We start from the raw sequence: 15,630 nt of genomic DNA on the forward strand, positions 1-15,630 counted from the left end.
GTGGGAACCGCCATGCCCCTTGCTCTTTACGCTCTTGCCGCCGGTGCGTTCGGCATCGGCGTCACCGAATTCGTCATCATGGGCCTGCTGCTCGACGTCAGCACCGATCTCGACGTCTCGATCTCAGCTGCCGGCCAGCTTATTTCCGGCTATGCGCTCGGCGTTGTCATCGGCGCGCCGCTGCTGACGATCGCAACCGGCCGTTGGCCGCGCAAGACCGTGCTTCTGTCGCTGATGGCGATCTTCACGCTGGGCAACCTCGCCTGTGCGCTTGCCCCAGACTACTGGACGCTGATGGGTGCGCGCGTGCTGACCGCCTTCGCCCACGGCACCTTCTTCGGCGTTGGCTCGGTCGTGGCGACCGGGCTGGTGGCGCCCAACAAGAAAGCTTCGGCGATCGCCCTGATGTTCACCGGCCTGACCATCGCCAACATCCTCGGCGTGCCTTTCGGCACTTGGCTCGGCCAGGCCTTCGGCTGGCGCGCGACGTTCTGGGCGGTGACCCTGGTCGGCATCGCCGCCTCCGCCATCATTCTCTTGGTGGTGCCGCGCAGCCGAACAGAACCTGAGAAGAGCAATTTGCGTGCCGATCTCGCCGTGCTCGGCCGCACGCCCGTCCTGCTTGGCTTTGCCACCACCGTGCTTGGCTATGCCGGCGTCTTTGCCGTCTTTACCTACATCGCTCCGTTGCTGACCGAGATCACCGGTTTTGAGGAAGCAGCGGTGTCGCCTATCCTGCTGGTCTTCGGCGGCGGCCTCATCGCCGGCAACATCGCCGGCGGCAAGTTCGCCGACCGCCGGCTGCTACCTTCCGTTCTCGGCAGTCTCGTCGTCCTGGCGCTGGTGCTCGGCACCATGACGTTCGCCCTGCACAGCCAGGTCATGGCCGTTATCTATGTCGGCCTGCTCGGCGCCGCCGCCTTCGCCACCGTGGCGCCACTGCAGATGTGGGTGCTGGAAAAGGCACAAGGCGCCGGCCAGAGCCTCGCCTCGTCCTTCAACATCGCCGCCTTCAACCTCGGCAACGCGGCCGGCGCCTGGCTCGGCGGCGTGGTCATCGCGCACGGTCCCGGCCTCGGCGCCGTCACCTGGGTCGCGGCCCTGTTGCCGCTTTCAGCGCTTGCCGTGGCGGCGTTTGCTCTGCGCCTCGACCGAGACCCTGCCCTCTCCACACCGGAAATCGCGCCGTCATAGAACGGCAAACCTCAACCAATCCTTGAAACAGCCATCCTTCCACAAGGAGCAAACCCATGGATTATCGAAATCTTGGCGCATCAGGCCTGAAGGTCCCGGCACTCTCGTTCGGCGCTGGAACCTTCGGCGGCTCAGGCCCGCTGTTCGGCGCCTGGGGCAACAGCGATGCGACGGAAGCACGGCGGCTGGTCGACATCTGCCTAGAGGCCGGCGTCAACCTGTTCGACACCGCCGATGTCTATTCGATTGGCGCTTCCGAACAAGTGCTCGGCGCTGCCATCAGGGGCCGCCGCGACGCCGTGCTGATCTCGACCAAGACCTCGCTGCCGATGGGCGACGGTCCCAACGATGCCGGCTCGTCACGTTCACGCCTGATCAAGGCCGTCGAAGACGCGCTGAAGCGTATTGGAACCGATTACATCGACCTGCTGCAACTGCACGCCTTTGATGCCGCAACACCGATCGAGGAGGTGCTGTCGACGCTGGACGGTCTCGTGCGCGCCGGCAAGCTGCGTTATGTCGGCGTCTCCAATTTTTCCGGCTGGCAAGTGATGAAGTCGCTCGGCCTGGCGGATAGATATGGCTATCCCCGATACGTCGCCCATCAGGTCTACTACTCGCTGGTCGGACGCGATTATGAATGGGAGTTGATGCCGCTCGGCCTCGACCAGGGTGTCGGTGCGCTGGTGTGGAGCCCACTCGGCTGGGGCCGCCTGACCGGCAAGATCCGCCGTGGCCAGAAGCTGCCTGAGAAAAGCCGGCTGCACGACACGGCAAGCTTCGGACCGCCCGTCGAGGATGAGCATCTCTATCGGGTCGTCGACGCGCTTGATGTTGTCGCCGAGGAAACCGGCAAGACCATACCGCAGATCGCCATTAATTGGCTGCTGCAGCGGCCGACCGTCGCCTCCGTCATCATTGGCGCGCGCAACGAGGAGCAGTTGCGCCAGAATCTCGGCGCCGTCGGCTGGTCCTTGACAGCCGAGCAGATGAAGAAGCTCGACACGGCAAGTGAGGTCACCGCACCCTACCCGTATTTTCCCTATCGCCGGCAGGAGGGGTTTGCCCGGCTGAACGCGCCCGCAGTCTGACGCTCCAAAAGCTGGCGGCGGCTCCCGGGCTGCCGCCCCGGCTAATGCAGCACGAACTCGCCGTCGACCTTGCGCCATTCGTTCGGCGCGATCAGCTTCTGGTGCGTGTAGCTCACCGAATGCAGCGGGCCTTCGAGCTCGGCCTTCCAGAATTCGATGAAGCGGATCAGCACCGGAAATTTCGGGGCGATGTCGTAATCCTGCCAGATGAAGCTCTGCAGCAGATGCGGATGATCGGGAAAGTGATAAAGAATCTTGGCCGTGGTCAAGCCATAGCCCTTGAGCATCAGGTCCATTTCTGAATGGTCGCGCATTGCGGTCCCCTGGTTGATTCTCCTTCCTCCCAGCCTGAAATTGTGCACCCCATTTGCTTATTCGTCTATTGATATTTCTGCGATCAAACCAGATTCCTCCCGCAAAAACATGCGCTTAGCAGCCGCCTCACGAGAGTGCTGACACGACCCGGCAAGGCACCTGCGGCATCCCGCCGCGCGAATCCAACGTCTAATGTTGCCGTCACCGCCGAACTGTTAATAATGCGCGCGAATTCGCGGCCGCATCGCTGCGATCCTGCCGGCGGTCAAGCCGGCGGTTTGGTTTTGGGGAGGAAGGCGAAGAAATGTCCGATGTTCATGTCCATCGCGTCCAGCCGGCGTGGAAGAAGAACGCGCTGATTGACAATGACACCTACCTGAAATGGTACGCCGACAGCGTCAAGAACCCGGACAAGTTCTGGGGCACGCACGGCAAGCGCATCGACTGGTTCAAGCCCTACAGCAAGGTCAAGAACACGTCCTTCGACGGCAAGGTTTCGATCAAATGGTTCGAGGATGGCCAGACAAACGTTTCCTGGAACTGCATCGACCGGCATCTGAAGAAGCGCGGCGAACAGACCGCCATCATCTGGGAAGGCGACAACCCCTACGACGACAGGAAGATCACCTATAACGAACTTCACGCACATGTCTGCCGCCTCGCCAATGTGATGAAGAAGCACGGCGTCAAGAAGGGCGACCGCGTCACCATCTACATGCCGATGATCCCGGAGGCCGCTTATGCGATGCTCGCCTGCACGCGCATCGGCGCCATTCATTCGGTCGTCTTCGGCGGCTTTTCGCCGGACGCGCTGGCCGGACGCATCGACGACTGCAAGTCGACCTTCGTCATTACCGCCGACGAAGGCCTGCGCGGCGGCAAGACTATCCCGCTGAAGGACAACACCGACAAGGCGATCGAGATCGCCGCCAAGGCCGGAACGAAAGTCGAAAAGGTCTTGGTCGTGCGCCGCACCGGCGGCAAGACCGGCTGGGCCGCCGGGCGCGACGTCTGGTACCATGACGAGGTCGCCACGGTTAAGGCCGAATGCAAGCCCGAGAAGATGAATGCCGAGGACCCGCTGTTCATCCTCTACACATCCGGCTCGACCGGCAAGCCGAAGGGCGTGCTGCACACCACCGCCGGCTATCTCGTCTATGTCTCGATGACCCACCAATATGTATTCGACTATCATGACGGCGACATCTACTGGTGCACCGCAGATGTCGGCTGGGTCACCGGTCACAGCTATATCGTCTACGGGCCGCTCGCCAACGGCGCCACCACGCTGATGTTCGAAGGCGTGCCGAACTACCCGTCGCAGTCGCGTTTCTGGGACGTGATCGACAAGCACAAGGTCAACATCTTCTACACGGCGCCGACGGCGTTGCGTGCGCTGATGGGCGCCGGCGATGCCCATGTCACCAAAACGTCGCGCAAGTCGCTGCGCGTGCTGGGCACCGTCGGCGAGCCGATCAATCCGGAAGCCTGGGAGTGGTATTTCAACGTCGTCGGCAACGGCAAGGTGCCGATCGTCGACACCTGGTGGCAGACCGAGACCGGCGGCATCATGATCACGCCGGTTCCGGGCGCCACCCACCTCAAGGCGGGTTCGGCGACGCGGCCCTTCTTTGGCGTCAAGCCGCAGCTGGTCGACGCCGACGGCAAGGTACTGGAAGGCGAAGCCAGCGGCAATCTTTGCATTGCCGACTCATGGCCGGGCCAGATGCGCACCGTCTATGGCGATCACGACCGCTTCGTGCAGACCTATTTCTCGACTTACAAGGGCAGGTACTTCACCGGCGACGGCTGCCGCCGCGATGCTGACGGCTACTACTGGATCACCGGCCGGGTCGACGACGTCATCAACGTCTCCGGCCACCGCATGGGCACCGCCGAGGTCGAATCGGCGCTGGTTTCGCATGAGAAGGTCTCGGAGGCCGCCGTCGTCGGCTACCCGCACGATATCAAGGGCCAGGGCATCTACTGCTATGTCACGCTGATGGCCGGCGAGACGCCAAGCGAGGAATTGCGCCAGGAGCTCGTCGTCCATGTCCGCAAGGAGATCGGCGCCATCGCTTCGCCCGACAAGATCCAGTTCGCGCCCGGCCTGCCGAAGACCCGTTCCGGCAAGATCATGCGGCGCATCCTGCGCAAGATCGCCGAGGATGATTTTGCCGCGCTCGGCGACACCTCGACGCTCGCCGATCCGGCAGTCGTCGACGACCTGATCGCCAACCGGCAAAACAAGAAGGGCTGATGCAACCCGCATTGGGCGCCGTCACCGAGCTTTGGCGCTATCCCGCGAGCTCGCTCGCCGGCGAGTTTCAGGAGGCGATCTCCGTCGACTGGTATACCGTCGAAGGCGACCGCCTGTTTGGTCTTGTCGATACCTCGACCGATGAAATCGCACGGCCCGACCGCGAAGCGAAATGGCACAAGGTGCCCCGCATCCGCACCCGGCTGTCGCAGGCCGGCAGGCTGGAGGTCGCCATCCCCGACGGACGCTGGCTTTCGGCACCTGGCGCGCAAAGTGATCGCGCGGTTTCCGCGTATCTCGGCTTTGCGGCTTCCATCCGGCCGTTCCGCCGGGAAAATGCGGCTCCGGATTACGCCGGCCCTCTGCTGACGGAACGCTATGTCAAAGCCCCTATTCATCTGCTGACCACCGCCTCACTGGCGCGTTTGAAAGTGCTGCATCCAGAGGGCACCGCCGACGCGCGCCGCTTCCGCCCCAACATCGTCGTCGATATGCCGGAGGTCGAGGGGTCGTTCCCCGAGACGGAATGGATCGGGCGCAAGCTGGCAATCGGCGACCTGCTCCTGACCATCTCCGAGCCGTGCCGCCGCTGCGGCTTCACCATCATTGGCCAGGACGGGTTGGACCACGACCCGGCAATCCTGCGCAGCCTGGTCCGCCACAACGCCCATAATCTCGGCGTCTACTGCACCGTCGATCGACCGGCCCGCGTCGAGATCGGCGCCACGATGCGCCTCCTGTAGCTATCGGTACAAATCCGCCCGCGTCGGCGGCAGGCCGCTCGGCCCACGCGCGCGCCTTGTGGCGACGGTCTGGAAAACCTGCGCCGATGCACGTTCGAAAGTAATCGAGCAGCCGGTGAGATAAAGCAGCCAGAGCCGCGCCTTGGCTTCGCCGACCTCAGCGATGGCTTCGTCAAAACGTGCGTGGAGACGCTCTGCCCATAGCCTGCAGGTGCGCGCATAGTGCTCGCGCAAGTTTTCGACGTCGTAGACGAGGAAGCCGTGCGCCTCGAGATTGCCGAGCGTCATGCCGATCGTATCGAGTTCGCCGCCCGGAAAAATGTATTTGATCAGCGCCTTGAATTCCGGCCCCTTTCGCAGCGTCTTCTTCAAGCTGCCCTTGTCGCGCCGGGTGATGGCGTGGTGCAGATAGATGCCGCCGGGCTTGAGCAGGCGATGGATCCTCGAGAAATAGGCCGCATGGTTGGCAAGCCCCAGATGCTCGAACATGCCGATCGACGAGATCTTGTCGAAGGAGCCGGACAGCTCGGCATAGGACTTGATCTCGATGGTGATGCGGTCCTCCAGCCCCGCGGCGCGGATGCGTTCGCGGGCGAGCTCGGTCTGTGCCTCCGACAGCGAAACACCGTGGCCGACGACGCCATAATTCTTCACCGCATGGATGAGCATCGCTCCCCAGCCGCAGCCGATGTCGAGCAGTTTTTCGCCGGGCTTCAGCCGAAGCTTGCGGCAGATATGGTCGAGCTTGTCTCTTTGGGCCTGATCGATATCGTTGGCGAAATCCTTGAAATAGCCGCAGCTATAGACCATGCGCTCGTCGAGGAAGAGCCGGTAGAATGCGTTGGAAATATCGTAGTGATGCTGGATTGCCTCCCGGCTCGAACCGCTGACGAAAGGATTGCGGCCGGAAAGATCGGTTCGCGCCGTCATCTGTTTTCGCGAAAACAGCACCGCCGGCAGGTCGCGCAGGATCGCCAGCTTCGGCAACGTCTTGAGCTTCGTCCTGAGCTTGCCGTGCGTGGGCAAGGCGTAGAAATCAAACAGCGATCCGTCTTCGACGTCGACCGCCTTGGCAATCCACATCTCGATCAGCGTCGATAAAGAGGGCCGACGTACGATCTGCCAGACGATGTCCTGGTCGTTGATAGTGAGCACCGGGCCGGTAGCCGGGCCGATCCGCTCGCCTGTCCACAGCCTCACCGCGAAACCCGGTTTCAGCGTTTCGATGACCGTCCGAACAATCCGGGCCGCTCTTTCGGCTGCCTCCATCCCCATCCTCCCTTACCCGGCAAAAAGCGGCCCGGAACAATCGCGGCTCGATCTTGCCTGCCGGATCGGCCGGCCGCAAGCCGCCCGAGTGCACAAGCACGCTTGTTCAGGATTTTCGAGTGCCCCGCCTTGCCATTTGCCGGATGACACCCCATCATGAGCAAGTGTTCAACAAATCGAAAGGAGGTGATCCGATGTCGAGTGATTTCGTTTTCCAGAACGTGGCCTCAGCGGATCGCACTTTCGGGAAGCAGTCTTCCCGTTAAGGCGCGAGATGCGCGGCTGGCGACCAACCGTCGCAGCCAGGAGCCGCGCCATGGACGGAAACACGGAAGGCCGCCGACTTCGCAAGAAGCGGCGGCCTTTTCCTTTTTGGGCTGTTGTCCCTTATTTGGTTACGCTCAACATCTCGACGTTGCGCGCTATGTCCTGGAAAGCCTGGTTGAGTTCGGTTCCATTGGCAGCTTGGTAGAAGTGCTTGATCTTGGTGGTGTCCGGGCTCGCGCAATCCTGGAGCGTCGCCTTGGCATTCGTTTCGTTTAGGTCAAATCCAATAGTGAAGATCTCGATGCCCTTGTCGCGCATGGCAGCGCAAAGTTTCTTGGCTGCCGTGCGGGTCGGCTCCTTGCCGGCGTCATTGTAAACGTCGCTCACCGTGCTCGCATCGAAGTAGGACAGGTTGAATTCGCCGTCGGTCATCAGGATCGCGATTTTGGCGACCTTTTTTGGATCCATCTTGGCCGGCCGCTGCGAAGTCCTCATTATGCTCCCCCAGCTCTCCGAGAGCATGTACCAGGTCCACTGCACGCCGATATGGCCGGCAGTGCCGCCGGAGGCGACGAAATTCTTGATGACCGTCTTGAGCGCCGTCGCATCGGCCGTCAGCGGCATCAGCGTGGCGGCCGGGCAGGCGGCGGTGCCGGTTTGCCAGGCGAAGGACGACAGCAGGTAGTCGCGGTTGACCATGCTGGCGTCGGGGCCTGCGTCCGAATACTGGTAGGTCCCCTTGCGTTCTGTGGCGCAATTATCGGGACGGATGAAGCCCGAGACATACTGCACGGCGTCATTGGCCGGCGCCTGTTTGCGTTGGCTGGCGGTGGTTTCCACATAGACGCTGCTGGTGGCAAGTGTACCGGCATTCACCGAATTGGCATAAGGCACGATGGCAACCCGCACGCGCGGTTTGGACGGGTCCTGACCGCCCAGGAAGCTGTCGACAGCATTCGCCGCAGCCGTCCGCAGATCGATGATTTTCTGGCCTGCCATCGAGCCAGTAACATCGAGCATCATCGCGACTTCGATCTGCTTGTCCGAATAGAGAGCCGTCGTCGATGCGGGAACGCGCTGCATGCTACCCGTGCTGAAAAGCGGGAAATAATAGCTGACATTGACATGAACGTCCGCCTGAACGGTCTTGGCGATTCGGTCGACAGTCAGTTTGTCGAGAACGATCTGATTGTCCTGCAGGATACCCGCCGTGCTGTTGGCATCGAGAAAGGCCTGCACCGATTTGCTGGCGTCAGCCTCGCTGATGACGCTGGTCGTCAGGTCGCGGGCCGTCGAGGTGACCGCAGCATCGACGACGCCTTGCAGGCTCGATTTCACATTGTAGAGTTGGGAGACGTTGACGGCAAAGCCGACGCTCAGCGCCAGTACTGAGCCGATTATACCAAACAGCACCGCGAAATTTCCGCTGCGATCCCCGGCAAACCCGCCGATCGCCTGAACAAGACCCCCGAAACGCCGCATTCCTTCCGCCTCCATTCGCTACAGCCTGCAGCTGTCCGAACGCGCATTGCAGGAATCCGGCCGGATCGCGCCGCCGGGCGCGGGAAAGCGAGCGCCCCCCGCTCAGGGCATTGTTTCCAAACGGTTTCGAGCGGCGACAAGGTAAACAGCCGGTAAACGAAAGCCGCGTCGGCGCAGCTTTGTTCACAAAGCGCTTACCACGATCCGGCTCGCAATTCGGAACGGCCGGACTGCGTCCCGATCCGGTACAGAAGAGATGTCTCGAACCGGATCAGCACGACCGCGATGGCGGGACGTGGAAACACGGCTGTGGATGTCTCCGGGAGGATTAGGCCAGCACCCGTGCGGTGACGGTCCTGTCGAGGCCGCGATAGGGCGGCCTGAACAGGTTGCCTTCCTGCTCGTAGGTCCAGACCTTGAACAGGCTGAGCCGGTGCGGGCCGAAACTGTGCAACAGCGGCACATCGGTGGCGTCGCGGCCACGCGCAATGACGACACGGCCGATTCTCGGCACGTTGTGGCGGGGATCGAACGTGTACCACTTGCCGTCGAGGAACACTTCCATCCAGGCCGAGAAGTCCATCGGCGCCGGATCCGCGGGCACGCCGATATCGCCGAGATAGCCGTTCACGTAGCGGGCCGGGATATTCATGCAGCGGCAGAGCGTGATCGCCAGATGGGCAAAGTCGCGGCAGACGCCGACGCGTTCCTCATGCGCCTGCGCCGCCGTGCGGGTCGAGCGCGCATAACCGTAGCCGAAGGACAGGCGGTTGTGGACATAGTCGACGATCGCCTGCACCCGCGCCCAGCCCGGCGGAAGCTGGCCGAACAGTTGCCAGGCCAGGTCGCCGAGATGGTCGGTCTCGCAGTAACGGCTGCCGAGCAGATAGCCGAGCACCTCGTCCGGCAATTCGGCGACCGGAACTTCCCTGGCCAGCGTGTTGACTTCGTCCGCCTCACCGCTGTCCTCGACCACCGCGTCATAGAGGATGCGAAAGCTTCCGGCCGGCGCCGTGAAGCGGCGGCAGCTATTGCCGAAAAGATCGTGGTAGACCCTGGTCGGGACCGACGGCGAGGTCAGCACGCGCGTCTGCCGCTTGATGTCGACCTGGCGATCCCTGTGGATCTCGAGCAGCGAAACAATCGGCGTGGCTGCAGCGCATTCAATGCCAATTTCATAGCCGAGCCTGATCAGCATCGCCGTCCCCCTACGATCGTCATGGAAGATAGTGCTGGTCAACGCAGGAGAGTGCGCGGCGGTTCCTTGCGAACGTCGAAAACGACGCCTCGCGGCTTCCCATACGGACGCGGCAACGTTACGGTCGATCGACACGCGTCCTTCGAAAATAATCCCTCCAGGATGACCCGGGAAAACCGATGTTTGCAGGCAGAAAATTTGCGGCCTTCCTGTTCGATATGGACGGCACGATTCTCAATTCGATTCCCGCGGCGGAAAGGGTCTGGGCAGCTTGGGCGCGTCGGCAAGGTCTTGACGTCGCCGCATTCCTGCCGACCATCCACGGCGTGCGGGCGATCGAGACCATCGGCCGGCTGGCGCTGCCAGGCGTCGATCCTGCCCGCGAAGCCGATGCGCTTTTGCAGGCCGAGGCAGCCGATGTCGAGGGCATTCGCCCGATCGCCGGCGCCGCGGCGTTCCTCGCATCGCTGCCGCCTGGGAGTTGGGCGATCGCCACCTCCGCGCCGCGCGAACTCGCCCTGCTGCGCCTGCAGGCCGCCGGCATTCCGGCTCCCGCCGTGATCGTTGCGGCGGAGGACGTGGCCCGCGGCAAGCCGGCGCCCGACTGCTTCCGGCTGGCGGCCGAACGGCTCGGCGTCGATGTGCGCGACTGCCTTGTCTTCGAGGACGCGCCGGCCGGCATAGCGGCAGCCGAAGCCGCGGGCGCCGCAATCGTGGTGATCAGCGCCACGCACCGGCATCCTTTGCAGACGCCGCATGCCGCTATCGCCGGCTATGACGCGATCGGCATCGCCGTCGATGCCAGCGGCTGGATTGCCATCGAAGCGGAGCGGACGGCGCAGCCTGCGTAGTTTGGCGCCCTGCCTGGGCTAAAAGTCGCTGGTCAGGCCCTTGATCTCCCAGTCGCCGTAGCGGCCAGGCTCCTTGCCGCCGCGCCCGCCGATCTCCCTCGGCAGCGTGGCTTCCGTCTCGCGATATTTTTGCCGCCGGGCCTCGGCCTCCGCCAAAGCGCGCCGGGCTGCCGGCGTCAGCGCCTTTTGCGGCGCGTGGTGAGCCTGTGTTTTGTTGGATTCGTCGATCATGCGATCTTCCGGTAGATTGAAACGGGCCCCCGATTGAAACGAGAACCGCTGTTTCCCATCATATAGCGATGGGTCCACAAGGGATCGACCCCTTTGTTGGGCAGAACGGAGCAGACAATGAACACCCTTCGCACCGCCATGCTTTTGGCCGCAATGACGGCCCTGTTCATGGGCGTCGGTTATCTGGTCGGCGGATCCGGCGGCATGATGATCGCTTTGCTGATCGCTGCCGGCACCAATCTGTTCAGCTATTGGAACGCCGACAAGATGGTGCTGGCGATGCACCGAGCGATCGAGGTCGACGAAAGCAACGCGCCTGAATATTACGCCATCGTGCAGGGCCTCGCCCGACGCGCCGGTCTGCCGATGCCGAGGACCTATCTCATCGACAATCCGCAGCCCAATGCCTTCGCCACCGGCCGCAATCCGCAAAATGCCGCTGTCGCCGCCAGCACTGGCCTGCTCGAGCGGCTATCGCATGAAGAAGTCGCGGCGGTGATGGCGCACGAGCTCGCCCATGTGCAGCACCGCGATACGCTGACCATGACGATCGTCGCCACCTTCGCCGGCGCAATTTCGATGCTCGGCAACTTCGCCTTCTTCTTCGGCGGTAACCGCGACAACAACAATTCCTTCGGCATCGTCGGCGTGCTGGTGGCAATGATCGTCGCGCCTTTGGCCGCCATGATCGTGCAGATGGCGGTGAGCCGCACTCGCGAATACGAGGCCGACCGGCGCGGTGCCGAAATCTGTGGACACCCGCTGTGGCTCGCCTCGGCGCTTGACAAGATCGCCCGTGGCGCCGAACGCATCCGCAACCCGGATGCCGAGCGCAATCCGGCAACCGCCCATCTCTTCATCATCAATCCTCTTTCCGGCGAGCGCATGGACAATTTGTTCTCCACCCACCCGAGCACCGAAAACCGCATCGCCGCCCTGCAGCGGATGGCGCAACAGATGGCCGGCGCACCCGAAGCGGCCGCGACGCCAAGCCCGGCGCCGGACGGGATCGGGCAGCAGCCGTCGGGTCCGTGGGAAAGGGCCGCCCGGCCCGAAAGGCCGGCCGAGCCGGCCAGGCCGAAACCCAATCCCTGGGGACGCAATCCGACCGGGCCTAAAGGTCCGTGGTCGTGACGAGCGCGACAGACAAAAAAGGCGGGATCTCGCTGGCGGAAATACGCGATCTTTGTGCAAGGCACTGGAACCCTATCGGCATACCGATGGCGAACATGGAAACATCAAGTGAACTGGAATTTCGTCCGCTTCCTGAAAACGAATATGACACCTATCTCCACCACATCGTCCGACTTGTCGGGGATGGTGCATCTCCAAAGCAAGTCGCGGACTATGTTGACAAGGTTGAGAAAGACTACATTCAGGTGACCTCACCCCTAGGAAGCAAAGAAGATTTTGTCAGCGCCATATTTAAACTAGTCAACCGATCGCCGGCACAATGAGGCCAACTCACAGTGAGGCTTCAGAAGCTCGCGGTCTCGCCGCGCGCAAGGCAGCCGCGCGGCTGCTTGCCGCCGTCATCGACGCGAGAACGCCGCTCGACGGGCTGACCGACCATGAAAACGGCCATCCGCAATACAAGGCGCTCGACCTGCGCGACCGCGCCCTGGTGCGCGCCATTCTGGTCACCGCCCTGCGCTACCGCATGACCATATCAGGCCTGTTGGCCCGCCGCCTGGAAAAGCCGCTGCCGCCCAACGCCACGGCGCTTTCGCACATCTTGCATGGGGCGGCGGCGCAGATCCTGTTCCTCGATGTTCCCGACAGCGCCGCCGTCGACCTCGCCGTGACGCATGCCAAGTCCGATCCGCGCACGGCGCGCTTTTCCGGCCTCGTCAACGGCGTACTGCGTACGTTGGCGCGGGCCAAGCAGGATGAGCTCGCGGCGGCGGTTGCGGCCACCGACGAGGCGCCAAAATGGTTTTCCGACCGTTTGAAAACGGTCTACGGCCTCGACAAGACCAGGCAGATACTGCTCGCCCATCGCCATGAGGCGCCGGTCGATTTCACCGTCAAGTCGGGCCCGGCGCTGTGGGCCGAACGGCTCGGTGGCTTCGTCTTGCCGACCGGCACGGTGCGGGTGGAAAAGCTCAGCGCTTCCGTGACCGAACTGCCCGGCTTTGGGGAAGGCGCCTGGTGGGTTCAGGACGCGGCGGCCAGCCTGCCGGCCCGGCTGTTCGGCGACATCAATGGTTTGCGAATCGCCGACCTCTGTGCCGCGCCGGGCGGCAAGACCGCCCAGTTGATCCTCGCCGGCGCCCACGTCACCGCCCTCGACATGTCCAGAACGCGGCTGGCACGGCTGACGCAGAACCTCGAACGGCTCGGCCTGGCCGCGGAGATAGTGCAGGCCGATCTGCTCAAATACGAGCCGAAGGACCGCTTCGACGCCGTCCTCCTCGACGCACCTTGCTCTTCGACCGGCACGGTGCGCCGGCACCCCGACGTCCCCTGGACGAAGACGGCGGCCGACGTCGAAAAACTGGCCGACCTGCAACGCCGGCTGCTTGCCCGGGCCGTCACCCTGGTCAAGCCTGGCGGACGCATCGTCTTTTCCAACTGTTCGCTCGATCCGCTCGAAGGCGAAGAGCTTTATCGCGGCTTTCTCGCCGGCAATGCGGAAATCATCGACGACCCGCTTCGGCCGGGTGAGATCGCCGGCATCGACCCGTTCCTGACGCCGCAAGGCACGTTGCGCACCACGCCTGCCGACCTGGAGCTTGGCTCCCCTGCCCGTTCCGGGCTGGACGGCTTCTTCGCCGCCCGCATGCGCAGAGCCGGCTAAGGGCAGATATCGAAGCGCGTCCGGCCTTTTGGAGCGAGGAGGCACGGAAAACAGGCTGAACGGCCACGCTGCCGCGGAATTCGCCTTCGCACAAGTTCTTGAATCATATAAACTTGTGCCTGGGTGAGGACGATCAGGAGAGATTTTGGCAATCGCTGCCGGTAACACGACGCGTCTGTGGACGCTTGTCGCGAGGGAGTTCTGGCGCAAGGCGCGCCGGCGCTTGCGTGCCGGACCACTCTATCGCTGGCGCTACTCAGGCCGCACGCCGGAGCGCGTCCTGATCGCCCCGCCGGACCTGCGCCTCGCCGATCCTCAGATTGCGCTCGAGATCTATTACGGCCGCTATCCGCTTTCGGGGCATCTGGTCGAGACCGGCGGCAAATCGCCCTTCCAGATCGACGTGCCCAATCCCGGCTGGCAAAAGACGCTGCATGGCTTTCGCTGGCTGCGCCACATGCGTGCCGCGCGTACCGAGCTCGCCGCCGCCAACGCGCGGGCGTTGGTTTCCGACTGGATTGCAATCCATGGCAGCCATATTTCCGGCGTCGCCTGGGAGCCCGGCACGACGGCCAAGCGCGTCATTGCCTGGCTGCAGCATTCCTCGATCGTGTTGCAGGGCGCCGAATTTCCGTTCTACCGCGCCTTCCTGAAATCGCTTGCCGTCCAGATCCGCTATCTGCGCGCCATGGCGCGCGAGATGCCGGACGGCAAGGACAGGCTGCGCGCGCGCATTGCGCTGGCCTTTGCCGCTTTGTCGCTGCCGGCGCCGGCCTCGGCGCTGCGCGGTGCCACCCGCAGTCTCGCCGAGGAGATCGACCGCCAGATCCTGCCTGACGGCGGCCATATCTCGCGCAATCCGATGGCCGTGCTTGAAATCCTCGCCGACCTTCTGCCGTTGCGCCAGACATACGCCAATCAGGCCGAGACACCGCCGGCCGCCCTGATCGGCGCCATCGACCGGATGCTGCCGGCGCTGCGCTTCTTTCGCCATCAGGATGGCAGCCTTGCCCGCTTCAACGGCATGGGCGCCACCATCCACGACCGTATCGCCAGCATCCTGCATCACGACGACACCGCCGGCGCACCATTGCTGCACGCGCCGCATTCGGGTTATGAGCGCCTGTCGATGGGGGGTGTCACCGTGATCGCCGATACCGGACCGCCGCCGCCCGTCGACGTGTCCAATGCCGCTCACGCCGGGTGCCTCGCCTTCGAATTGTCGTCGGGCCGCCAGCACTATATCGTCAACGCCGGCATAGACACCTATGGCGCCGCCGAGTTCCGGCCGCTTGCCCGCGCCACCGCCGCCCATTCGACCGCCACCATCAACGACACGTCGTCGGCGCGCTTCAACCACTCCCTGCGCGTCAACGACCTGCTCGGCACGCCTTTGATCGGCGGACCGCAGCATGTGCCTTGCAAGCGCACCGACCAGAAGGGCAGCCAGGGCTTCATCGCCCGCCATGACGGCTATGGGGCGCGCTTCGGCTTCCTGCATGAGCGCGAGCTGAAATTATCGACCGAAGGCAATGTGCTTGCCGGCAGGGACCGCTTCCTGCGGCCGGGCGGCGCCTCTATCCGCAACAATGGCCGTGATTTCGTCACGGTGCGTTTCCATGTCCATCCCGACATAAACCTGCTCCAGGATGAGCATGACCGTCTGGTGCTGGCCGCCGACCATGCCGACACCTGGGTGTTTACCTCCACCGAAGTGGCACCCGAGGTCGAGGAATCGATCTATTTCGCCGGGCTCGGCGGCCCGCGCCGCAGCCGGCAGATCGTGCTTGCGTTCAAAGCCTCGGAGATTTCCGAGGTCCACTGGCAATTGACGCGGACTACTATCGGTGGTCATCCGGAAAAAGCTGAAGCCAGTGGCAACGGCAAACACTGATCAAGCCTTGCTGCTTGATTTCCGGGCCTCATGTG

14 protein-coding genes are annotated in these 15,630 nt (G+C 63.3%); 9 read left to right on the forward strand and 5 right to left on the reverse strand.

All coding sequences use genetic code 11. The annotated features are described in order from the left end of the window. The first annotated feature begins 12 nt into the window (after positions 1 to 12). Both NKH80_RS10140 and NKH80_RS10145 read left to right on the forward strand, forming a co-directional pair. Positions 13 to 1,194, forward strand: a complete 1,182-nt coding sequence (locus NKH80_RS10140) for an MFS transporter (RefSeq protein ID WP_352687073.1) — start codon at positions 13 to 15, stop codon at positions 1,192 to 1,194. A 56-nt stretch (positions 1,195 to 1,250) separates the two neighbouring features. Continuing rightward, a complete protein-coding gene (locus tag NKH80_RS10145; RefSeq protein ID WP_352504877.1) occupies positions 1,251 to 2,285 on the forward strand; it encodes an aldo/keto reductase in 1,035 nt (344 codons plus the stop codon). 41 nt (positions 2,286 to 2,326) lie between these two features. Here the strand turns inward: NKH80_RS10145 and NKH80_RS10150 are convergent, their stop codons facing one another. Next, positions 2,327 to 2,599 (reverse strand): usg protein, encoded by a 273-nt coding sequence (locus NKH80_RS10150; protein WP_254820441.1) that lies wholly within the window; start codon positions 2,597 to 2,599, stop codon positions 2,327 to 2,329. A 305-nt stretch (positions 2,600 to 2,904) separates the two neighbouring features. Between NKH80_RS10150 and acs the strand changes: the two genes are divergently transcribed. Further along, complete coding sequence (gene acs, locus NKH80_RS10155; RefSeq protein ID WP_352504876.1) at positions 2,905 to 4,860, forward strand: acetate--CoA ligase; 1,956 nt, start codon at positions 2,905 to 2,907, stop codon at positions 4,858 to 4,860. Then, positions 4,860 to 5,603, forward strand: coding sequence for an MOSC domain-containing protein (locus NKH80_RS10160; protein ID WP_352504875.1), 744 nt, complete (start codon positions 4,860 to 4,862; stop codon positions 5,601 to 5,603). The genes acs and NKH80_RS10160 overlap by 1 nt, the downstream gene beginning before the upstream one ends. On the opposite strand, the gene NKH80_RS10165 is transcribed toward NKH80_RS10160, so the two are convergent. From NKH80_RS10165 to NKH80_RS10175, 3 genes are all read right to left on the reverse strand, one after another. Further along, positions 5,604 to 6,872 (reverse strand): class I SAM-dependent methyltransferase, encoded by a 1,269-nt coding sequence (locus tag NKH80_RS10165; protein WP_352504874.1) that lies wholly within the window; start codon positions 6,870 to 6,872, stop codon positions 5,604 to 5,606. A 387-nt stretch (positions 6,873 to 7,259) separates the two neighbouring features. Next, positions 7,260 to 8,621: a pilus assembly protein TadG-related protein gene (locus tag NKH80_RS10170; RefSeq protein WP_352479566.1), complete on the reverse strand. Its 1,362-nt coding sequence runs from the start codon at positions 8,619 to 8,621 to the stop codon at positions 7,260 to 7,262. 328 nt (positions 8,622 to 8,949) lie between these two features. Beyond that, positions 8,950 to 9,819, reverse strand: coding sequence for a transglutaminase-like domain-containing protein (locus NKH80_RS10175; RefSeq protein WP_352504873.1), 870 nt, complete (start codon positions 9,817 to 9,819; stop codon positions 8,950 to 8,952). Positions 9,820 to 9,998: 179 nt separating this feature from the next. Between NKH80_RS10175 and NKH80_RS10180 the strand changes: the two genes are divergently transcribed. Continuing rightward, a complete protein-coding gene (locus NKH80_RS10180; RefSeq protein WP_352991374.1) occupies positions 9,999 to 10,670 on the forward strand; it encodes an HAD-IA family hydrolase in 672 nt (223 codons plus the stop codon). Positions 10,671 to 10,688: 18 nt separating this feature from the next. On the opposite strand, the gene NKH80_RS10185 is transcribed toward NKH80_RS10180, so the two are convergent. After that, on the reverse strand, positions 10,689 to 10,901 hold the full coding sequence (locus NKH80_RS10185; RefSeq protein WP_352504871.1) for a DUF1674 domain-containing protein: 213 nt from the start codon (positions 10,899 to 10,901) through the stop codon (positions 10,689 to 10,691). 117 nt (positions 10,902 to 11,018) lie between these two features. Between NKH80_RS10185 and htpX the strand changes: the two genes are divergently transcribed. The 4 genes from htpX (at position 11,019) to NKH80_RS10205 (ending at position 15,595) form a co-directional block, all read left to right on the forward strand. Next, entirely contained in the window at positions 11,019 to 12,035 is a 1,017-nt protein-coding gene (gene htpX / locus NKH80_RS10190; protein WP_352504870.1) for a zinc metalloprotease HtpX, read from the forward strand. Continuing rightward, positions 12,032 to 12,358, forward strand: coding sequence for a hypothetical protein (locus NKH80_RS10195; RefSeq protein WP_352504869.1), 327 nt, complete (start codon positions 12,032 to 12,034; stop codon positions 12,356 to 12,358). The genes htpX and NKH80_RS10195 overlap by 4 nt, the downstream gene beginning before the upstream one ends. Then, positions 12,355 to 13,701, forward strand: a complete 1,347-nt coding sequence (locus tag NKH80_RS10200) for an RsmB/NOP family class I SAM-dependent RNA methyltransferase (RefSeq protein WP_352504868.1) — start codon at positions 12,355 to 12,357, stop codon at positions 13,699 to 13,701. Before NKH80_RS10195 ends, NKH80_RS10200 begins: the two co-directional genes overlap by 4 nt. A 145-nt stretch (positions 13,702 to 13,846) precedes the next feature. Further along, complete coding sequence (locus NKH80_RS10205; RefSeq protein WP_352504867.1) at positions 13,847 to 15,595, forward strand: heparinase II/III family protein; 1,749 nt, start codon at positions 13,847 to 13,849, stop codon at positions 15,593 to 15,595. The last annotated feature ends 35 nt before the right edge of the window (positions 15,596 to 15,630 follow it).

Source organism: Mesorhizobium sp. M0904 (assembly GCF_040319475.1).
Classification (GTDB): Bacteria; Pseudomonadota; Alphaproteobacteria; order Rhizobiales; family Rhizobiaceae; genus Mesorhizobium.